Source organism: Streptococcus ruminicola, assembly GCF_011387195.1.
Taxonomy (GTDB): Bacteria; Bacillota; Bacilli; order Lactobacillales; family Streptococcaceae; genus Streptococcus; species Streptococcus ruminicola.
Genome location: NZ_CP046919.1, coordinates 629,719 through 648,562, shown reverse-complemented (window position 1 = coordinate 648,562; position 18,844 = coordinate 629,719). Strand labels below are relative to the sequence as shown.

The 18,844-nt window shown below is 34.0% G+C and carries 23 protein-coding genes and 1 tRNA gene; 21 read left to right on the top strand and 3 right to left on the bottom strand.

From position 1 onward, the window contains the following. The 7 genes from GPZ88_RS03355 to GPZ88_RS03325 all read left to right on the top strand — a co-directional run bounded on the left by GPZ88_RS03355 (position 1) and on the right by GPZ88_RS03325 (position 4,660). Entirely contained in the window at positions 1 to 165 is a 165-nt protein-coding gene (locus GPZ88_RS03355; protein WP_159428316.1) for a lactococcin G-beta/enterocin 1071B family bacteriocin, read from the top strand. Further along, on the top strand, positions 140 to 748 hold the full coding sequence (locus GPZ88_RS03350; protein WP_074626895.1) for a CPBP family intramembrane glutamic endopeptidase: 609 nt from the start codon (positions 140 to 142) through the stop codon (positions 746 to 748). Before GPZ88_RS03355 ends, GPZ88_RS03350 begins: the two co-directional genes overlap by 26 nt. A 22-nt stretch (positions 749 to 770) precedes the next feature. Then, entirely contained in the window at positions 771 to 911 is a 141-nt protein-coding gene (locus GPZ88_RS03345; protein WP_159428314.1) for a bacteriocin class II family protein, read from the top strand. Positions 912 to 924: 13 nt separating this feature from the next. Then, positions 925 to 1,077, top strand: coding sequence for a hypothetical protein (locus GPZ88_RS03340; RefSeq protein WP_159428313.1), 153 nt, complete (start codon positions 925 to 927; stop codon positions 1,075 to 1,077). Positions 1,078 to 1,141: 64 nt separating this feature from the next. Then, on the top strand, positions 1,142 to 1,831 hold the full coding sequence (locus GPZ88_RS03335) for a CPBP family intramembrane glutamic endopeptidase (RefSeq protein WP_074626894.1): 690 nt from the start codon (positions 1,142 to 1,144) through the stop codon (positions 1,829 to 1,831). A gap of 767 nt (positions 1,832 to 2,598) precedes the next feature. After that, positions 2,599 to 3,330: a response regulator transcription factor gene (locus GPZ88_RS03330; RefSeq protein WP_166043387.1), complete on the top strand. Its 732-nt coding sequence runs from the start codon at positions 2,599 to 2,601 to the stop codon at positions 3,328 to 3,330. 4 nt (positions 3,331 to 3,334) lie between these two features. Further along, the gene (locus GPZ88_RS03325) at positions 3,335 to 4,660 is read left to right on the top strand and encodes a sensor histidine kinase (protein WP_166043386.1); all 1,326 of its coding nucleotides are present in this window, start codon (positions 3,335 to 3,337) and stop codon (positions 4,658 to 4,660) included. Positions 4,661 to 4,682: 22 nt separating this feature from the next. On the opposite strand, the gene GPZ88_RS03320 is transcribed toward GPZ88_RS03325, so the two are convergent. Next, complete coding sequence (locus tag GPZ88_RS03320) at positions 4,683 to 4,835, bottom strand: hypothetical protein (protein WP_158914538.1); 153 nt, start codon at positions 4,833 to 4,835, stop codon at positions 4,683 to 4,685. Positions 4,836 to 5,097: 262 nt separating this feature from the next. On the opposite strand from GPZ88_RS03320, the gene GPZ88_RS03315 reads away from it, so the two are divergent. The 7 genes from GPZ88_RS03315 to GPZ88_RS03285 all read left to right on the top strand — a co-directional run bounded on the left by GPZ88_RS03315 (position 5,098) and on the right by GPZ88_RS03285 (position 11,763). Then, positions 5,098 to 5,247: a hypothetical protein gene (locus GPZ88_RS03315; protein ID WP_039696228.1), complete on the top strand. Its 150-nt coding sequence runs from the start codon at positions 5,098 to 5,100 to the stop codon at positions 5,245 to 5,247. A 12-nt stretch (positions 5,248 to 5,259) separates the two neighbouring features. After that, positions 5,260 to 5,565 carry a bacteriocin immunity family protein gene (locus GPZ88_RS03310; protein WP_158914537.1) on the top strand — a complete coding sequence of 102 codons (306 nt, stop codon included), beginning with the start codon at positions 5,260 to 5,262 and terminating at the stop codon, positions 5,563 to 5,565. 27 nt (positions 5,566 to 5,592) lie between these two features. Continuing rightward, positions 5,593 to 5,886 (top strand): bacteriocin immunity protein, encoded by a 294-nt coding sequence (locus GPZ88_RS03305; protein ID WP_074626913.1) that lies wholly within the window; start codon positions 5,593 to 5,595, stop codon positions 5,884 to 5,886. Between the two features lie 903 nt (positions 5,887 to 6,789). Further along, positions 6,790 to 7,620 carry a sensor histidine kinase gene (locus GPZ88_RS10350; protein WP_240915108.1) on the top strand — a complete coding sequence of 277 codons (831 nt, stop codon included), beginning with the start codon at positions 6,790 to 6,792 and terminating at the stop codon, positions 7,618 to 7,620. Between the two features lie 292 nt (positions 7,621 to 7,912). After that, the gene (locus GPZ88_RS03295; protein ID WP_240915107.1) at positions 7,913 to 8,995 is read left to right on the top strand and encodes a sensor histidine kinase; all 1,083 of its coding nucleotides are present in this window, start codon (positions 7,913 to 7,915) and stop codon (positions 8,993 to 8,995) included. Continuing rightward, the gene (locus GPZ88_RS03290; RefSeq protein WP_240915106.1) at positions 8,992 to 10,368 is read left to right on the top strand and encodes a sensor histidine kinase; all 1,377 of its coding nucleotides are present in this window, start codon (positions 8,992 to 8,994) and stop codon (positions 10,366 to 10,368) included. Before GPZ88_RS03295 ends, GPZ88_RS03290 begins: the two co-directional genes overlap by 4 nt. Before the next feature lie 660 nt (positions 10,369 to 11,028). Continuing rightward, positions 11,029 to 11,763, top strand: coding sequence for a LytR/AlgR family response regulator transcription factor (locus GPZ88_RS03285; RefSeq protein ID WP_052071091.1), 735 nt, complete (start codon positions 11,029 to 11,031; stop codon positions 11,761 to 11,763). A 42-nt stretch (positions 11,764 to 11,805) separates the two neighbouring features. Here GPZ88_RS03285 and GPZ88_RS03280 read toward each other — a convergent pair. Continuing rightward, positions 11,806 to 11,894: transfer RNA gene (locus GPZ88_RS03280), tRNA-Ser, on the bottom strand. Between the two features lie 187 nt (positions 11,895 to 12,081). Between GPZ88_RS03280 and rsgA the strand changes: the two genes are divergently transcribed. From rsgA to GPZ88_RS03255, 5 genes are read left to right on the top strand one after another with little or no spacing between them, the layout of a single operon-like run. After that, positions 12,082 to 12,954: a ribosome small subunit-dependent GTPase A gene (gene rsgA / locus GPZ88_RS03275; RefSeq protein ID WP_006531894.1), complete on the top strand. Its 873-nt coding sequence runs from the start codon at positions 12,082 to 12,084 to the stop codon at positions 12,952 to 12,954. A 6-nt stretch (positions 12,955 to 12,960) separates the two neighbouring features. Next, positions 12,961 to 13,623, top strand: a complete 663-nt coding sequence (rpe, locus tag GPZ88_RS03270; RefSeq protein ID WP_006531895.1) for a ribulose-phosphate 3-epimerase — start codon at positions 12,961 to 12,963, stop codon at positions 13,621 to 13,623. Next, on the top strand, positions 13,616 to 14,248 hold the full coding sequence (locus GPZ88_RS03265; RefSeq protein ID WP_166043382.1) for a thiamine diphosphokinase: 633 nt from the start codon (positions 13,616 to 13,618) through the stop codon (positions 14,246 to 14,248). The genes rpe and GPZ88_RS03265 overlap by 8 nt, the downstream gene beginning before the upstream one ends. Before the next feature lies 1 nt (position 14,249). Beyond that, complete coding sequence (locus tag GPZ88_RS03260) at positions 14,250 to 15,524, top strand: DNA recombination protein RmuC (protein ID WP_006531897.1); 1,275 nt, start codon at positions 14,250 to 14,252, stop codon at positions 15,522 to 15,524. After that, the gene (locus GPZ88_RS03255; RefSeq protein WP_166043380.1) at positions 15,514 to 16,452 is read left to right on the top strand and encodes a 3'-5' exoribonuclease YhaM family protein; all 939 of its coding nucleotides are present in this window, start codon (positions 15,514 to 15,516) and stop codon (positions 16,450 to 16,452) included. Before GPZ88_RS03260 ends, GPZ88_RS03255 begins: the two co-directional genes overlap by 11 nt. A gap of 100 nt (positions 16,453 to 16,552) precedes the next feature. Here the strand turns inward: GPZ88_RS03255 and GPZ88_RS03250 are convergent, their stop codons facing one another. Beyond that, the gene (locus GPZ88_RS03250) at positions 16,553 to 16,792 is read right to left on the bottom strand and encodes a hypothetical protein (RefSeq protein WP_052071092.1); all 240 of its coding nucleotides are present in this window, start codon (positions 16,790 to 16,792) and stop codon (positions 16,553 to 16,555) included. A 572-nt stretch (positions 16,793 to 17,364) separates the two neighbouring features. On the opposite strand from GPZ88_RS03250, the gene purR reads away from it, so the two are divergent. Both purR and rpsL read left to right on the top strand, forming a co-directional pair. Beyond that, entirely contained in the window at positions 17,365 to 18,180 is an 816-nt protein-coding gene (gene purR / locus GPZ88_RS03245; protein WP_039696241.1) for a pur operon repressor, read from the top strand. A 245-nt stretch (positions 18,181 to 18,425) separates the two neighbouring features. After that, positions 18,426 to 18,839 (top strand): 30S ribosomal protein S12, encoded by a 414-nt coding sequence (gene rpsL, locus GPZ88_RS03240; protein WP_003066537.1) that lies wholly within the window; start codon positions 18,426 to 18,428, stop codon positions 18,837 to 18,839. Positions 18,840 to 18,844 lie beyond the last annotated feature (5 nt).

Below are 18,844 nucleotides of genomic sequence, written 5' to 3'. Positions count from 1 at the left end.
GTGAGAAAGGATAAATTGATGAAAGAGAATCGTGAATATGTAATTTTAACTGACGAACAGTTGTCAGATATTTCTGGTGGAAAAATAGGGTGGATTTCATTGGTAGACCCAGTGTATAATCTTGTATCTGGTTTATACGATGGTTGGAAATCTAAGCACAAATAAAATTAAATATCATAATATATCTTTAGTTATTAATCTTATTGCTATTAACACAATTGTTAGTTTCTTGGCGCACTTCGATTTTAATATCTTTTTTAGTATTGTTTCTATAATAATTTTATTTTTATGGTTTTTTGTAATAGTAAAACCGTACTTTACAAGATTAAATTTGCCTAGCAGAAGTGATTGGATAAGAATTTTACTATTAGTCGTTATTAATGAAATTATTTTTTATGTGACAGTTAGTCAAATTCCAAATATTCAATTGTCAAGAATTAGTGACTTCAAATTGAATTTGGCTTCTATGCTCATGGCTATTATTATTGGTCCTATAACAGAAGAGATATTTTTTAGAGGCATTATAGCTAACTGCTTTAAAAGTGAAATAATGAATATTATTGTAAGTTGTTTATTATTTGCCATTTTACATGGTAGTGTTAATCTAATAACTGTAGTTTTATATTTTGTTTTTGCGTTAAGTTCATTTTATTTATATAGGAAAAAAGGACATTTAATAGACTCAATTTTATTTCATATATTTTTTAATTTGAGTAGTATATTCTTTTCTATAGTTAATCAAATATAAAGGTTTAGGAGATTTTATGAGTATGAAAAAAATGGAACAATTTATCTCTCTTGATGAAGATTCTTTATCACAAATTAATGGAGGCGATGGATTTACTAGGGCTGCATATTTGTTAGGAAGACAAATTCGTGAAGTGAAAAAAGCTTTTTTAAATAAATTTTAAGTAGGAGATAAAGATGAAAAATATTGAAAAATTTCAAGTTTTAACTAGTGAGGAACTCGAATATACATCGGGTGGGAAGGCTTTTTCAAGTTTTGCTTATGAAAGTGTTCGAGTGGCATATTCTTTCCTTGATGGGTTAAATGGGAGAAAGTATAGAGGGAATTAGGAAATAGAATAATAAATTGAGGAGTACTTCAAGTAGTACTCCTTAGTTTGTTAAGGAGATTACTATGATTAAACAAATATATCAAATATTAATTGAAAGGTTAAAAATAGTATTTGTTTGTATTACCTTTTTTCTATTACATGTATTAATTCAAGTACCAGCAGCATCAGCTATACCAGATCTTGGTAAAAATACTGCCATAATAATTTTTATTAGGATAATATTGATATTGGCGGTTATCCCCATCGCAATACTACTTCGAAACTATCTTAATTATTTTTCAAAGGGGACTGAAATTTTTTCCTCTATTCAGGATGTGACAATTAGAAAAAAAGATATTCAAGTAATTATTGAGATAGCGGTGGTTGATTTGATTACCACAGCTGGATATATTGCTATTAACGGCATGCCTGAAGATAAAACATTATGTAAAATTTTATTAGATAATCCATTGATTTTAGTTTTAAGTATTTTAACTATGGGATTTACACAACCATTTTTAGAAGAATTTTTGTATAGAGGAATTCTTTTAGGAGGGTTGAGGCATTATTCTAAGGTGTTGGCTGTTATAGTTAGTAGCTTTGTTTTTAGTTATATTCATGTATATGATTACCATGAAGTGATCAATCTTCAATTAATTGGTGGATTAATTTATGGACTTACTTTTTTAAAAACGAATAAATTATACCCTTCTATTATCTTACACTCGATGCATAACTTAATTATTTTAGTATTAGTGTTATGGCATGGTTAAGTGGTTGTAAAGTAAGTTGGTATTAGTCGTTCAGCTATTTTAAAACGAAAGGTAATTTTCTATCGGTTTTACCATTTGCGACTGAATTTTAACCGTTTATGACATTAACGTTTATCAATTAAAATTTATGCTAAACTAAGAATTGTCAGTTGTAACGACAAAATAAAAAGTAAAATTGGAAAGAAAACATGACAAATTGGAGAACTGTTCTAAAAAATCTACTGTTTTTAGCATTGGGAGTGAAGGCAGTATTATCGATGGATGGTATGTTAGTAAAAGGAGTTCTCGTTTTTTTCACAATGTTTATATTGTATGATATTAATAAAGTAAATTAGTTTTTATGTGTTATTCTATTTTTGTTATTTTATATTGTGTTATTTTGGCAATAATTGCTGTTGATGGCTTTAGTATCAAGAAGAGTAGAAAAACGTCTACTTATGTTTGTTTTTTGATTTTTTATTCTTTAACTCAAAAAGAAGGTACTACGACTCCATTGTCAATAGTTTGTTTACTTGTTTTGATGTTGATCTATTATGAAAATAGGGATATCAACTGATAACAATTTAATTGAAGTAATTTATTAGGTATTACTATTATGATAGGTGAAGCTGATAGTTTATTCTGTCAGCTTTTTTAGTTCTAAATGCCGTTTACGACGAAAAAATAACTGTTTACGACATAGGTGTTTTTTTCCTAAAATTTCCTTTATAATAGAAAATGTTAGTCTTTAAGATAATCAAAAGAATAGTTTAGGTAGGGAGAGGTTTATGTTAGATATTTTTATCCTTGAGGATAATATCACGCAACAATTTCGAATCGAACGTCAGATTGAGACGATTATGGAAAGGAACCACTGGGAGTATCAGCGTTTAGAGGCTTTTGCGGCATCTAAGGATATTATAAAAAAGGCAGATGGGCAGGGAAATTACCAGGTTTTCTTTCTTGATTTAGAAATCAAAGGGGATGAAAAGCAAGGCTTAGATGTTGCTAGATCTATTCGTGAAAAAGATCCGACAGCCATTATCGTCTTTGTGACAACCCATTCTGAGTTTATGCTTCTAACTTATCAATCACTAGTTGGTGCGATTGATTTTATTGATAAAAATATGAATGATGAAGCCTTTGGAGGGCGCATTGAATTGTGCTTGAAAGAGGCATTGAAATATCAAACTGGTAGTTTTGGCGAGAATTCTTACCTGTTTGAAACAGCAAAAGCAAGAATCCGCGTGGCTTATGATGATATTTTATATTTTGAAACATCACCAACTGTGCACCGTGTGATTTTACACACTAAAACAGGTCAAACAGAGTTTTATGGCACAATTGCTGAGGTGGCTAAATCAGATAAACGTTTGTTGAAATGTCACCGCTCATTCGTGATTAATGTTAATAATGTCACTGAATTTGATAAAAGCACCCGAACAGCTTATTTCGAAAACGGCTCTTACTGCCAAGTCTCAAGAGACAAAGTCAAAAAACTGATGGCAGAAATGAGGTGATGGGATGTTGGATTATTTTGTTCATTATATTCCGCAGTTTATTTATTATCCTGTTATCATGACAATTTTTGCGAATGTAAGAGGAGAAAAGCTAAACTTACGAGAAATTATAACGATATCATTGTCATTTTTTGTTATTGATATTATTTGGTGCCCTACCGCTATGGTAAGAATTTTAATCCTATCTTTAGTATCCTATTTTAGTAGGAAAGACTTGCCACGATCTTTACACATATTTAATGGTAGTTTTCCATGGGTTATTGACAGTATTATTATTAGGACAATTGGATTTTTTGTTCTACCAATATTCGGGTTAGATTATATTGACGTAAGTAAAAATAATCTATTGTATGTTGTTGTACAATTTTCTGTATTATTGGTTTACCTTTTGAGTATCAAAGTATCAAAAATTGATTTTCAAACCTTTATTGAGATTAGTGAAATAAAATCCCTGCGTAAAAAGTTAGTCTTTACAGATTTGACGATGATTTTTTATTACATTGCGATTGAATGCTTGACATCAGCAGAGGTGGAATTTGGAGGGTTAATTCCAACATTAATCTACCGACAGTGGTTGATTCTTCTATATTTTATATTTTTTATCCTTATGCTTATTTACATGAATCATTCTCGACAAAGTTGGTTAGAGAAAGAGATTGCTAATGCTCGTGAGCAAGAGCTAAGATATTTATCAGCTTATAGTAAGAAAGTTGAGGGGTTATACGAGGAGTTGCGGGCTTTTCGTCATGATTATGCTAATATCTTGGTCAGCTTAAAAGAGGGGATTGATCAAGATGATATGGGGCTAGTCCGAAAAATCTACGATTCTGTTCTAGAGGATTCGGCGGATTTTATTCAAAATAGTAAATTTAATATTAGTCGTCTAGCCAATATCAAAGACGATGCTATAAAAAGTCTTTTATCAGCTAAATTTTTAGAAGCAGAAGCCAATCATATTGAAGTAAATTTAGAGGTTAAGGATAAGATTGGAGTGCCCGATATTCCGCTACTAGATTATATTCGTTTGCTGGCTATTTTATGTGATAATGCCATCGAAGCGGCATTGGAAGCAGAGCATCCTGCGATAACCATTGCATGTTTTTATCAAGATGATGACTATGTGCTAATTGTAGATAATACAACTAAGGAAGAAAGTGTCCCAGTTAATTTGATTTATCAGAAAGATTATTCAAGTAAAGGACATGGACGAGGTATTGGTCTTACAACGATTCATCAGATGATGCGAAAATATCCTAATCTTACTGTTCAAACAAATAGTAAAAATTACCATTTTTGCCAAACCATACGTATTAAAAAAGCATTCGATTAAAAAATCGAATGCTTTTTTGGAATTACATGTGATTTTTATTTTTTCCTTTAAAAATTTTAAATAAATCACCAACACCAGTAAGTAGAGGGATATTATCCCCTCCAACTGTCTTCTCCAAATCAGAATCAGTCAAGTCTTTGACTGATTCTAACTCTGACATTTTCCATTCTGTCATAACTGTTTTACCTCCAGTCGAAGATTATTTTATCAGAAAAATGCTTTAATAGCTTCTTGATGTCCTAAGAGGTTAAAAAACATTCCTAAAATGTCGATTTTTACCGTTTACGACGAAAAAACGACTGTTTGCGACTTGCTCCGTTTTAGTGATGAAAAAAAGGGTATAATATATCTGAAAAATGAAAAAGAAAATCAGAGCGACATCTAGCTTGGTAACAAGTAGATTTTTGGCCCATCATTAAAACTAGAAAGAATGAGATATGCTTAAGACGTTATTTTCAAAATACAAAATTACAATTACAGTCATTGGATTTGCTTTATTAATCATCGCTTATCCTGTCATTTTTGAACATGTCTATTCAACTGGGCGAGATTTTGGCCGTAGTCTAGTAAATGCTTTAATGCCATAGGAGGAAATTTTTATGGGAAAATTAGTCAAGGAAGATTTGTTAAATGACGTTTATAACCTTGTTTTATCTGTTGATATCAAAGAAGAAGAGCGTCAAGTTTTACTGAAGTTTAAAAATGCTGTCGAAAATGGCAAAGACTTTGACAAAGCTGTTGTGAGTCTTGCTTCTGATTTACGCCAGATTGGCATTGCAAATATTGCTAAAAAAGAAAAAATGTCTTCAAGTGTCAACGACTTTTACAAAAAAATCTCTAGTCATGGATTGTTTGAAGGAAATCTTGCGCTTGGATTAGCTGCAACTGGGGTTATTTTTCATTGAAATTGAGTGGGAAAAGGAGAATTTTAGATGGCAAAATTAAAATGGTTTTCAGGTGGAAAAGAAAGAAGAGAGGAAGCTATCAGAATTATTGAGGAGTTGCTTCTTGATTTACAAATAAATGATTCTGCTACAAGTGTGAAAAAAACATTGACACATTATCTTAATGAATTTAAAACAAACGGAACATCATTTCCTTTTCTTATGAATCGCATGAGTTTAGAATTAACAGATGTCGTTTTACATAGCAAAGTTTCCTTTACACCAAAACAATCTGAAAAATTTAAAGAACTTAGAAAATTAATGGAAATTAGAATCTATTAGGTAAAATCAATTAATACAACAAATAAAAGGCTTTAGGGCCTTTTTATTTGTTGTAAAAATAACTATACCCAATATTATTACAACGTGATACAATTAAAAAAGTCACAATTTTTAAGATTAAAATCGTTAGATAGTAAACGATAAATGAGAAAAGGGAGATTTAAGTGAGCATTTTACCGGAACTAGCCGCCTTCTTAGGAAACTTGTTAAGTCTAATAATATTTGGAATACTATTTCAACAAATCACCAAGAATAAATTGAGTGTGATATATGGTTATGTAAATTATCGTTTAAAACAGTCTACACATTTACACAAGTTGTTAGCATTTATGAAGAAGGAAGGTCAAAATGTTGGGTAATTTAACGCTATTTTTTGCTTTTATTGTTAATTTTATAAGTTTTGTTCTACTAGGATTATTATTTCAACAAATTACTAAATATAAATTATCTTTAAAAGAATGGATTTTCTTTTTGTTTGAGGTCGAAGTCTTATTACCGATAGTGAATGGTATTTTTCTCAGTACACTAAATTTAAATCCTTATCTGGTTAAAGAAGTTACTATTTATTTAGTTGTATTATATCTTATTATTATTTCTTATAAGCGTGATTCTAAAATAGAATTTAGATACCATTTCTTTTACGGCTTATATCCTATTGCATTCTATATTGTTTTGCATAATTCTTTCTTCATTATTTGCCAATCTATTTTTTCAATAAAGATAAACCCTACAAATCCATCATTGGTAGTCATATTATCGGGAGCTGAACCATTTATTGTGTATTATCTGGTTTCACGATGGTTAAATATTGATATTTCAAATGTAAGTCAAAGTTTAAAAAAACACATCGAGCCAAAAATTTTTAATATTATTAATATCTTGATGGTCTCTTATTTTTTATTCATGGATGCTGTTGCTATTGTAAAACCTTTTCATAATGCTGATAACGATGTAATAAGGGGAATTGTTGCTTTCATTTATCTCATCCTTCTTTTTATCTTCCTCTTTTACCTCAATTTTCGTCATGGGCAGGAGCAGAAAAATGAATTGCTTCGCAATCAGGAGATGGAATTGGCGGCCTTGGAAAATTATAGCAAACACGTGGAAAGCCTTTATCAAGAAGTGCGCAGTTTCAGGCATGACTACGCTAATGTTTTGATGACCTTAAAAATGGGGATTGATCAAGGCAATCTTGATGACATCAAGAAAATTTACGACGAAATCACAGCCGATTCAACGAAACTGGTCAAGAATAATAAGTTTGACTTGACTCGCTTGGCTAACATCACAGACAGCGGCGTCAAAAGCCTGGTGTCAGCCAAATTCTTGCAAGCTGAAAATCAAGGGATTGCGATTAGCTTGGAAGTTGCTGAAGAAATGGGAACTCCAAAGATTCCATTGATTTCCTATATCCGAATTTTGTCGATTCTGTTTGATAATGCCATAGAAGGAGCTTTGGAATCTGCGGAGCCAAAAATCTCAGTCGCTAATTTTTACCAAGATGGTGACTTTGTTTTCATGATTGAAAATTCAAGTAAGGAAAAATCGGTGGATTTAACTAAGATTTTTGAGCGTGGCTACTCAACCAAAGGAGATAATCGCGGAATTGGTCTGGCAACGCTGATGGATTTCCAAGATGACTACGAAAATCTGTCGGTTGAAACCCACAGTTCAGATTGCACATTCACACAAGTAGTGAGAATATACGATAGAGAAGGTAAAAATATTGGATAATTTAATAATTATTTTTGGCCTTTTGGTTAATTTTATAGGTTTTATTATATTAGGAATTTTATTTCAACAGATAACAAAGGTTAAAATAACGTTTTTAGAGTGGGTATTGATAATAATATTTGTTCAAACTGGTTCATTTTTAATGGACCCACAGAAATGTTCACCAGTTGTTTTAGTGCTAATAAAAGATATTTCAGTGATTTTTGGTTTAATATCAGTTTCCTTTCACCATAATCCTAAAATAGGAATAAGATATCACATTTTTTATGCTTTGTATCCGATTAATCTTTATATGATTTTACAGGGAGTTTATGGTTATGGCATATTAGCAATCTTTTCAATAAAATTAAATCCACTTGCAATGACTTCACCATCGTTAGGAATTCTGATTGTCATGATGACTGAGGTTATTATTCCACCAATTTTTTACTATTTAGTTTCAAAATGGTTGAACATTGATATTTCAAATGTTCGAAAAACGCTTAAAAATTACCTTAGTGCAAGAGCACTTAGGCTTGTTAATGTTGCTTTGTTGATTTTTTATCCAGGAATGGAATGTTTTGCAGCACTAACGCCTTTTGAGGATATGTCAACGAATAGAAATATTTATAGAGCAGTTATCTTCGTCTACTTTATTTTTCTCTTTATCTTCCTCTTTTACCTTAATTTCCGTCATGGGCAAGAGCAAAAAAATGAATTGCTTCGCAATCAGGAGATGGAATTGGCGGCCTTGGAAAATTATAGCAAGCACGTGGAAAGTTTATATCAAGAAGTTCGCAGTTTTCGTCATGACTACGCTAATGTCTTAATGAGTTTGAAAGTTGGGATTGACCAAGGCAATCTGGATGACATCAAGAAAATTTACGACGAAATCACAGCCGATTCGACGAAACTAGTCAAGAATAATAAATTTGATTTGACTCGTCTGGCTAACATCACAGACAGTGGTGTTAAAAGTCTTATGTCAGCTAAATTCTTGCAGGCTGAAAATCAAGGGATTGCGATTAGTTTGGAAGTTTCAGAAAGAATGGAAACTCCCAAAATTCCTTTGATTTCTTATATCCGCATCTTGTCAATCCTTTTCGACAATGCTATTGAAGCAGCTTTGGAGTCTGAAACTCCCAAAATTTCCGTGGCTAATTTCTACCAAGATGGTGATTTTGTTTTCATGATTGAAAATTCAAGTAAGGAAAAATCAGTGGATTTAGGCAAGATTTTTGAGCGAGGTTACTCAACCAAGGGTGAAAATCGTGGCCTTGGTCTGGCAACACTAATGGATTTCCAAGATGACTACGAAAATCTGTCGGTTGAAACTCACAGTTCAGATTACACATTCACACAAGTGGTGAGAATATATGAGGGAGATAGTAGATGATTGAGATTGTTGTATTTATTATTACAATGCTTTTGAATTTTGTGGGATTCGTTATAGTAGGGATTCTATTTCAACAAATAACAAAGGTTAAATTAACGTTTTTAGAATGGGTATTGATAATCATATTTCTTCAAGCAGTTTCTTTTTTTATGAATCCTCAGAAATATTCAATGGTTGCTTTAGTACTAATGAAAGATATTTCAGTGATTTTTTGTTTACTATCAGTTTCTTTTCATCATAATCCCAAAATAGGAATAAGATATCACATTTTTTATGCCTTGTATCCAATTAATCTTTATATGATTCTACACGAAGTTTATTGTTATATTATATTTGCAATTTTTTCAATACAATTGACCTCACTTACAATGACTTCACCATCAGTAGGAAAAATGATTGGTATGATAACTGCAGTTATTATTCCACCAATTTTTTACTATCTAATATCAAAGTGGCTTAACATTGATATTTCAAATGTCAGAAAAACGCTCAAGAATTATCTTAGTGCAAGAGCGCTTAGATTTGTTAATGTATTATTACTACTTTTCTATCCAGGAATGGAATGTTTTGGTGCCATAGCCCCTTTTGAGAAAATGTCGATGAATAGAAATATTTATAGGGCTGTTATTTTTATCTACTTCATCCTTCTTTTCATTTTCCTCTTTTACCTCAACTTCCGCCATGGTCAGGAGCAAAAAGAAGAACTGTTGCGTAATCAGGAAATGGAGCTGACAGCGCTTGAAAATTATAGCAAGCATGTGGAAAGTTTGTATCAGGAAGTTAGAAGCTTCAGGCATGATTACGCTAACGTCCTGATGAGTTTAAAAATGGGGATTGATCAAGGCAATCTGGATGATATCAAGAAAATTTATGAGGAAATCACGGCTGATTCGACGAAGCTAGTCAAGAATAATAAATTTGATCTGACTCGCCTGGCTAACATCACAGATAGCGGCGTCAAAAGTCTCATGTCTGCCAAGTTTTTGCAAGCTGAAAATCAGGGCATTGAGATTAGCTTAGAAGTATCAGAAAAAATGGGAACTCCAAAGATTCCATTGATTTCCTATATCCGAATCCTATCGATTCTGTTTGATAATGCTATAGAAGGAGCTTTGGAATCTGCGGAGCCAAAAATCTCAGTTGCTAACTTTTACCAAGATGGTGACTTTGTTTTCATGATTGAGAATTCAACCAAAGAAAAATCGGTGGATTTAACTAAGATTTTTGAGCGTGGCTACTCAACCAAGGGAGACAATCGTGGACTTGGTCTAGCCACACTAATGGATTTTCAAGATGACTACGAAAATTTGTCGGTTGAAACCCGCAGTTCAGATTATACATTTACACAAGTTGTCCGAATTTTTGAGGCATAATTATTCCTAAAAAGCTAATTTTTGTCCTCTTAGGAATGTTTTTTGTCCTTTTAGGAATTGGGCGTCAAATTGGCACGAAAAAAAGGTATGATAGACATGGTTATCAGAGGATAACTTCTTAGTTGGAGCATTGATAGATTAGATTTCTTATCGCTTTTGCTTTTTGGGTTAGTGGCAAATGAGTTTAGAAATCTTAAGAGTTTTATTGATCAATCACCCTGCTATTTCAGGTTAGTTATTATTGGAGATTAGGGGGAAATAATAGCTAACATTATTGTCAAGTATTAGTTTAACTTTTGACATCTGTTTTTTCAGAGAATACTTACAATACTTTTAAAATCATTTCTGGGGAAGATAAAGGTGATTTATGCGCTAGTATTAGTGTTTTTCTGGGAGAAAAATCCATCCATAAAAAGAACTACTTGATATTAAAAGGGAATAGTTTGATGAGATTGTAGAGAGCAAGACGAGCGGAGCACTAGTATCCTTCATCGACCGCACACCAACCCTTTCTACACATCGAGTCATGAGTGTTGATTTTAGAAGATAAGACGTTTTTGTTTGCAACTAATAGTTTTTTAGTCCCTGTCGGTCGATAGGGATTTTTTATATGTTACAATAATAGATGATCAATGATGTTATTGTTTAAGGGAGAAAACAATGATTGATATCTATGTATTAGAAGATAATGTAAATCAGCAGTTCCGTATTGAAAAAATGATTGGAGATTTACTCGAGACAAATCAGTGGGAAACTCGTCATTTTGATTTATTTAGTGAACCTGATTGTTTAACTAACCTAGTTGAGGAGTCTTTTCCTCAAATTTTTTTCCTGGATATTGATATTCATGGAGATAATACCAAAGGAATTGAAGTGGCTAAGGCGATAAGGGAAAAATCACGCACAGCGACAATTGTTTTTGTGACGACTCACTCTGAATTCATGTTATTAACTTATCGAGCGCAAGTTAGTGCACTTGATTTTATTGATAAAACAGATAAAGATGATGCGATAAAAGATAACTTAAAAAAATGCTTGCAAAAGGTCTTTGAGGACCAAGGTTTTAACATTCCTAAGGAAATATTTGTTTTTGAAAATAACAAAACGAAAATCCGCATTCCCTTGGAAGATATCCTTTATTTTGAAACCGCAGAAAGTCATCGCCTGAAGTTGATTACAAAAACTGGGCAACGTCACTTTTATGGTTCAATCAAAGAAGTGATGCAAGCTAATCAGAAATTATTTAGATGTCATAAATCATATCTGATTAACTTAAATAATATTGTTAGGTTAGATAAAAAAGAAGGTTTGGTTTATTTTGACGATGATAAAGCCTGTTATGTTTCTAGAAAATATATCAAAGACTTAAGGTCAAAAATGGAAAATCTGAAATAGAAAAAAACGCCAGCTTGTTAGTTGGCGTTTTGTGCTTTAAAAAGGAAAGGACGGGATTTGAACCCGCGTGTGAAAGGATTCCACTTGCCAGATTTCGAGTCTGGTGCCGTACCAAGCTGGGCCACCTTTCCAAACTTTAATAGTGATGTGAAGTGTGCTTAATCAAAAACACTAGCTAAATCACTATTTCTAAAAGACAATGCCATTATACTCCTTTGGAGTAAAAAAGCCAATCAAGTGAAATCTTTTGGCTTGATTACTGAATAAACGCCCATTTTTTGCTATAATGGGACTATCAATCAAAAAAAGGAAATACATTTGCAAGGTAGAATTATCAAGTCTCTAGCAGGTTTCTATTATGTAGAATCTGATGGAGTTGTTTATCAAACACGTGCGCGTGGAAATTTTAGAAAAAAAGGTCAAACACCTTACGTCGGTGATTTTGTTGATTTTTCAGCAGAAGACCATTCAGAAGGTTATATTTTAGCAATTCATGACAGAAAAAACAGTCTTGTTCGCCCACCAATTGTCAACATCGACCAAGCGGTGGTCATCATGTCAGCTAAGGAGCCTGATTTTAATGCTAATTTGTTAGATCGTTTCTTGGTTTTATTAGAGCATAAGGCGATTGAACCAATTGTTTATATTTCAAAAATGGATTTATTGACAAGTCCTGATGAGATTGCAGCGATTCAAAAACAATACCAAGAAATTGGTTATCAATTTTGCACATCTTTAGACGAATTGCTTCCGCTCTTGACGGACAAAGTAACCGTCTTTATGGGACAGACAGGTGTTGGAAAATCAACATTGCTAAACAAGATTGCTCCTGATTTGAAACTAGAAACAGGTGAAATTTCAGATAGTCTTGGGCGTGGTCGACACACGACACGAGCTGTTAGTTTTTATAATGTCAACGGTGGTAAAATCGCTGACACGCCAGGATTTTCATCACTGGATTACGAAATAACTAATGCAGAAGACCTGAACAAAGCTTTTCCAGAGCTCCGTCGTTTAAGTCGTTTGTGTAAATTCCGTTCATGTACGCATACTCATGAACCATCGTGTGCGGTCAAAGACGCCGTTGAGTCTGGAGAACTTTGGCAGTCACGTTATGATAACTATCTTCAATTTCTCAGTGAAATTGAGAATCGTCGCGAAACATATAAGAAAGTTGTAAAAAGAAAGTAGGTACTTATGTCAAACAATAAAATCGCTCCATCAATTTTAGCTGCTGATTATGCTAACTTTGCTTCAGAATTAAAACGTATTGAAGAAACAAGTGCTGAATATGTGCACATCGATATTATGGATGGCCAATTTGTACCTAACATTACTTTTGGTGCAGATGTTGTGGCTAGCATGCGTAAACACAGTAAACTTGTTTTTGATTGCCACTTGATGGTTGTCAATCCCGAACGCTTTGTTGATGCTTTTGCACAAGCTGGTGCTGATATCATGACAATTCATGCAGAATCAACCCTTCACATTCATGGTGCCCTTCAAAAAATTAAAAAAGCTGGCATGAAAGCTGGTGTTGTTATCAACCCAGGAACACCTGTTTCAGCTATTGAACCTGTTTTGAGCTTGGTTGACCAAGTGCTTATCATGACAGTTAACCCAGGATTTGGTGGTCAAGCTTTCATTCCTGAAATGCTTGAAAAGGTTCAAAAAGTTGCTAAAATTCGTGACGAAAAAGGTTACGATTTTGATATTGAAGTTGACGGTGGTGTAGATAACAAGACTATTAAAGCATGCTATCAAGCCGGAGCTAACGTCTTTGTTGCAGGATCATATCTCTTTAAAGCAAGCGATTTGACTGCACAAGTAGAAACATTGCGCGTGGCTTTAGATGACTAAGGTAGCTGTATTTGCTGGTGGTCAATTATCAGATTTTTCCACTGGTTTTGATGTCTTTGTTGGTGTGGATCGAGGCAGTTTGTTTTTATTAGAAAATAAGCTCCCGCTGGATATTGCAGTTGGTGATTTTGACTCAGTTAGTCAAGATGAACTGCAAGGGATTCAGCATGAGGCAGGTGTTTTTATAAAAGCTAATCCTGAAAAGGATGACACTGACACAGAACTAGCTCTAAAAACTGTTTTTGAGCAGTATCCGAAAGCCCAAGTGACTATTTTCGGAGCTTTTGGTGGTCGAATTGATCATATGATGTCCAATCTCTTCTTGCCTGGGGATCCTGATTTAGCACCATTTATGCGTCAGATAACTTTGCGAGACAAGCAAAACAGCATTCAGTTTTATCCAGCGGGGACTTGCCAAGTTTTGCCAGAAGCCGAAATGACCTATGTGTCTTTCATGGCTGATGGGGATTCGGATTTAACCATTGAAGGAGCTAAATATAATTTGAATGCTAAAAATTTTTTCAAAAAGAAAATTTATTCTAGCAACGAATTTCTAGACCAGCAGCCTATTACAGTTACCTTAGCATCGGGTTATCTTATCGTTATTCAGAGTAAGGATAGGTAATATGTTAGTAATAACTTTATTGTTAGGAGTCATCGGAGTTGCTTTGTTGGTATACCTTTTATCAAAAATCGCAAAGCTAACTGATGATTTATCACAAAAAATGGACGATAATGCAGATAATTTATCTGACCAAGTCTCTTATCAACTTGATTTAGCTCAAAAAGATCAGGTCTTGGCTTTGAATAATCAGCTTAATCGTCTGCAAAATGATTTATACACACAATTAAATGATATCCGCGATGTTCTTCATAAAAGTCTAAGTGAGAACCGCGACCGCTCTGACCAACGCCTAGAAATCATTAATCGTAATTTGACAAATTCTGTCAAAGAAATGCAAGCATCTAATGAAAAACGCTTAGAAGAAATGCGTCAGACCGTTGAAGAAAAGCTAGAGCAGACTTTGCAGAATCGTTTGAAAGCCTCATTTGAGACAGTTTCAAAACAATTAGAATCTGTTAATCAAGGTTTGGGTGAGATGAAAACAGTCGCTCAGGATGTTGGTACCTTGAACAAAGTGCTTTCTAATACGAAAACGCGTGGTATTCTCGGTGAATTGCAATTAGGGCAAATTATCGAAGATATCATGACGCCAAGTCAGTACGAACGTGAAGTTCCGACCGTTTCTGGCTCAAGCGAACGCGTGGAATATGCCATCAAACTCCCAGGAGTTGAAGATGATGGCTATGTTTATTTGCCAATCGATTCAAAATTCCCGTTGGAAGATTATTATCGTTTAGAAGATGCTTATGAAAGTGGTGATAAGGAACAAGTTGAACTTTATCGTAAGTCACTTCTAAATAGTATCAAACGCTTTGCTAAAGATATCAATAAAAAATACTTAAATCCACCTGAGACAACTAATTTCGGTATCATGTTTTTACCGACAGAAGGCTTGTATTCAGAAGTGGTTCGTAATGCTAGCTTCTTTGATAGCTTGCGACGTGATGAGAATATTGTTGTGGCAGGTCCATCAACGCTATCAGCTCTATTAAATTCGCTTGCTGTCGGATTCAAAACTCTTAATATTCAGAAAAATGCGAACGATATCAGCAAGATTCTAGGGAATGTTAAGGTGGAATTTGAGAAATTTGGCAACATGCTTGTTAAAGCTCAAAAACAAATTAACACTGCAAATAATACCTTGGATAGCCTGATTTCCACACGAACAAATGCAATTATCCGTGCGTTGAATACAGTAGAATCTTACCAAGATCAAGCAACGAAAAGCTTGCTTAACCTCCCACCATTAGAAGAAGAGGACAATCATGAAAATTAGTCAAATGAAAAAAGATGAACTCTTTGAAGGGTTCTACTTGATAAAATCTGCAGAACTTCGTAAGACAAGAGCTGGTAAAGATTACATCGCCTTCACCTTCCAAGATGATAGTGGTGAAATCTCAGGAAATCTTTGGGATGCTCAGCCTTATAACGTTGAAGAATACACTGCAGGTAAAGTTATTTATATGAAGGGACGTCGTGAGGTCTATAACGGCACACCTCAAGTGAACCAAATTACGCTACGTAATACACGAGAAGGTGAGCCAAATGACCCACGTGATTTCAAAGAAAAATCACCTGTTGATGTGCTTGATGTTAAAGAATATCTTGAACAGATGATGTTTAAAATTGAAAATGCGGTTTGGCAACGTGTGGTCCGTGCACTTTATCGCAAATACGACAAAGAATTCTTTACATATCCAGCTGCTAAAACCAACCACCATGCTTTTGAATCAGGTCTAGCCTACCATACAGCAACTATGGTTCGTTTGGCAGATGCAATTGGTAATGTTTATCCGCAGCTTAATAAGAGTTTGCTTTACGCTGGTATTATGCTTCATGACTTGGCTAAAGTTATTGAATTGACAGGGCCAGACAATACAGAGTATACAGTTCGTGGTAATCTAATCGGTCACATTGCTTTGATTGATGAAGAAATTACAAAAGTTCTGACAGAGTTAAATATCGATGATACGAAAGAAGATGTTATCATTCTTCGACACGTTGTTTTAAGTCACCATGGTTTACTGGAATACGGTAGTCCAGTCCGTCCACGTGTCATGGAAGCAGAAATTATTCACATGATTGATAATATCGATGCTGAAATGATGATGATGACAACGGCCCTAAGCCGTATCGATGAAGGTGAAATGACAAATCGTATCTTTGCTATGGACAACCGTTCTTTCTATAAACCAAAGCTATAATTAATCGATTTAAGAAATTCTAATCGTGGTTCGCCCACGGTTTTTTAATATAAAAAAGGTATCCAGACGGATACCTTTGAATGATGCACAGTTGTATTATTTATTGCTTCGTATAGATATCTTGGCTTCCATCACCTTCAGTCAAAGTAAGTTGATTACCGTCTAATTGATAGGTTTTCATATCATCACCGATTAGGATAATCTGTTTGTCAACATTGACTTTTACTGAATCAATATCAATTTTTTCGTCGTATTTCTTAGTTTCTAGTTGGTCAGTTCCATCCTTGATGGTTAAAGTTTTAACTTCATCAAATCTTTCTAAAACATAAGTTCCATCCAAAAAAAGTTGAGGTGCTACATTAAAAATGTCTGAGCTAGAATAACTAGAGCTAGTTGTTTCGGTTTGATTTGAAGCAGTAGCGTTATTTTGCGCTCGACAAGCTCCTAAAAATCGTTGCTAGCATCAAACCAGCTGATTTGAACAGTTTTTTCCATAATTAGACCTCCGTTTTTCATTGATTGCATCGTTGTGCAAATAGACTAAGGACCATTAATTAAACAAGAAACAATATTATTTCACTTTACGGTATCAAATCGAGATTATCAATTGCTTTATCATCTATGGTTTATCATTTATAGCTGTCTCTTCTCGCTGATGTTATATTATTGAAGATTTTTTACTGTCAAAGGATAGCGCTTACTATGTTTCTATGATAGCTTTTTTCCACATTTTAAGAGAGTTTATTAAAGTTATAAAGTGCGTTAAATAACACAACATTTTAATATTACGCTCTCAAGAATCCCTTTACATTAGGAAAAAACATAAAAAACGTACATTTTTTATTAAAATGTTCGTTTTTTTCGTCTTCTTATGTTATAATAACAAAAACAGATACTAAAAATGGAGAAATTATGAAATTACGACGTAGTGAACGCATGGTTGTCATCTCCAACTATTTGATTAACAACCCTTATAAGTTGACAAGTTTAAACACTTTTGCTGAAAAATATGAAGCAGCAAAATCTTCGATTTCTGAAGATATCGCCATCATCAAAAAAGCTTTTGAAGAATCTGGAATTGGCGAAATTGAAACAGTCACAGGGGCAAGTGGAGGTGTCATTTTTACACCAGGAATCTCTGAAGAAGAAGCGAGAGCGGTTATTGAAGACTTACGTGATAGTATGTCAGAAAGTAATCGTATCCTCCCAGGTGGTTATATTTATTTATCAGACTTGCTAAGTACCCCACGTATTCTACAAAGTGTAGGGCGTATTATTGCTAATGCCTTTAAAGGACACAAGATTGATGCTGTTATGACAGTTGCCACAAAAGGTGTGCCATTAGCTAATGCTGTAGCTAATATTTTAAATGTACCTTTTGTTATTGTTCGCCGAGATCTTAAAATCACTGAAGGTTCTACGGTTTCAGTCAATTACGCAAGCGGATCAAGTGATCGTATTGAAAAGATGTTCTTGTCAAAACGTAGCTTGAAACCAAATAGCCGAGTATTGATTGTCGATGATTTCCTTAAAGGTGGTGGTACAATTTCTGGTATGGTTAGCCTTTTGACAGAATTTGATAGTACATTAGTTGGTGTTGCTGTCTTTGCTGAAAATGCACAAGAAAAACGTGACCGCATGAACTACAAATCATTGCTAAAAGTTTCAGAAATTGACGTTAAAAATAACCACGTTAAAGTAGAACTTGGTAATATCTTTGACAAATAATCAGAAAGAGGCGATTGCCTCTTTTTTTGTATCACTGAAAATAATGTTTCAAAACAGGAAAAACAAGCAAAATCAGTTGACATGTTGCCAGTCTTATGGTATTATTATGAACGGTACTTTTTACTTTTGGTCTCTCCAGAGTGTACAGAGACGTGCTGACAAATGTTGCAAAGTACACATTTTAGATAGGGACTGTCACCAAGCGCCCTATCAACCAAAATAAAAATCTTACAGGAGAAAAGTAGATGCCTACAATCAACCAGTTGGTACGTAAACCACGTAAATCTAAAGTTGAAAAATCTAAATCACCAGCTCTTAACGTTGGTTACAACAGCCACAAAAAAGTTCAAACTAACGTATCTTCACCACAAAAACGTGGTGTTGCAACACGTGTTGGAACAATGACACCTAAAAAACCTAACTCAGCCCTTCGTAAATTCGCTCGTGTACGTTTGAGCAACCTTATCGAAGTTACTGCATACATCCCAGGTATCGGACACAACCTTCAAGAACACAGTGTTGTTCTTATCCGTGGTGGACGTGTAAAAGACCTTCCAGGGGTACGTTACCACATCGTTCGTGGTGCACTTGATACTGCAGGTGTTGCTGACCGTAAACAAAGCCGTTCTAAATACGGTGCTAAACGTCCTAAAGGATAATAAGA

Excerpts from the sequence above, each read along its gene's own strand:
- GPZ88_RS03350 (WP_074626895.1), top strand. The coding sequence starts at position 140 with ATGGTTGGAAATCTAAGCACAAATAAAATTAAATATCATAATATATCT.
- GPZ88_RS03345 (WP_159428314.1), top strand. The coding sequence starts at position 771 with ATGAAAAAAATGGAACAATTTATCTCTCTTGATGAAGATTCTTTATCA.
- GPZ88_RS03340 (WP_159428313.1), top strand. The coding sequence starts at position 925 with ATGAAAAATATTGAAAAATTTCAAGTTTTAACTAGTGAGGAACTCGAA.
- GPZ88_RS03335 (WP_074626894.1), top strand. The coding sequence starts at position 1,142 with ATGATTAAACAAATATATCAAATATTAATTGAAAGGTTAAAAATAGTA.
- GPZ88_RS03330 (WP_166043387.1), top strand. The coding sequence starts at position 2,599 with ATGTTAGATATTTTTATCCTTGAGGATAATATCACGCAACAATTTCGA.
- GPZ88_RS03325 (WP_166043386.1), top strand. The coding sequence starts at position 3,335 with ATGTTGGATTATTTTGTTCATTATATTCCGCAGTTTATTTATTATCCT.
- GPZ88_RS03320 (WP_158914538.1), bottom strand. The coding sequence starts at position 4,835 with ATGACAGAATGGAAAATGTCAGAGTTAGAATCAGTCAAAGACTTGACT.
- GPZ88_RS03315 (WP_039696228.1), top strand. The coding sequence starts at position 5,098 with ATGCTTAAGACGTTATTTTCAAAATACAAAATTACAATTACAGTCATT.
- GPZ88_RS03310 (WP_158914537.1), top strand. The coding sequence starts at position 5,260 with ATGGGAAAATTAGTCAAGGAAGATTTGTTAAATGACGTTTATAACCTT.
- GPZ88_RS03305 (WP_074626913.1), top strand. The coding sequence starts at position 5,593 with ATGGCAAAATTAAAATGGTTTTCAGGTGGAAAAGAAAGAAGAGAGGAA.
- GPZ88_RS10350 (WP_240915108.1), top strand. The coding sequence starts at position 6,790 with ATGGATGCTGTTGCTATTGTAAAACCTTTTCATAATGCTGATAACGAT.
- GPZ88_RS03295 (WP_240915107.1), top strand. The coding sequence starts at position 7,913 with ATGATTTTACAGGGAGTTTATGGTTATGGCATATTAGCAATCTTTTCA.
- GPZ88_RS03290 (WP_240915106.1), top strand. The coding sequence starts at position 8,992 with ATGATTGAGATTGTTGTATTTATTATTACAATGCTTTTGAATTTTGTG.
- GPZ88_RS03285 (WP_052071091.1), top strand. The coding sequence starts at position 11,029 with ATGATTGATATCTATGTATTAGAAGATAATGTAAATCAGCAGTTCCGT.
- rpe (WP_006531895.1), top strand. The coding sequence starts at position 12,961 with ATGTCAAACAATAAAATCGCTCCATCAATTTTAGCTGCTGATTATGCT.
- GPZ88_RS03265 (WP_166043382.1), top strand. The coding sequence starts at position 13,616 with ATGACTAAGGTAGCTGTATTTGCTGGTGGTCAATTATCAGATTTTTCC.
- GPZ88_RS03260 (WP_006531897.1), top strand. The coding sequence starts at position 14,250 with ATGTTAGTAATAACTTTATTGTTAGGAGTCATCGGAGTTGCTTTGTTG.
- GPZ88_RS03255 (WP_166043380.1), top strand. The coding sequence starts at position 15,514 with ATGAAAATTAGTCAAATGAAAAAAGATGAACTCTTTGAAGGGTTCTAC.
- purR (WP_039696241.1), top strand. The coding sequence starts at position 17,365 with ATGAAATTACGACGTAGTGAACGCATGGTTGTCATCTCCAACTATTTG.
- rpsL (WP_003066537.1), top strand. The coding sequence starts at position 18,426 with ATGCCTACAATCAACCAGTTGGTACGTAAACCACGTAAATCTAAAGTT.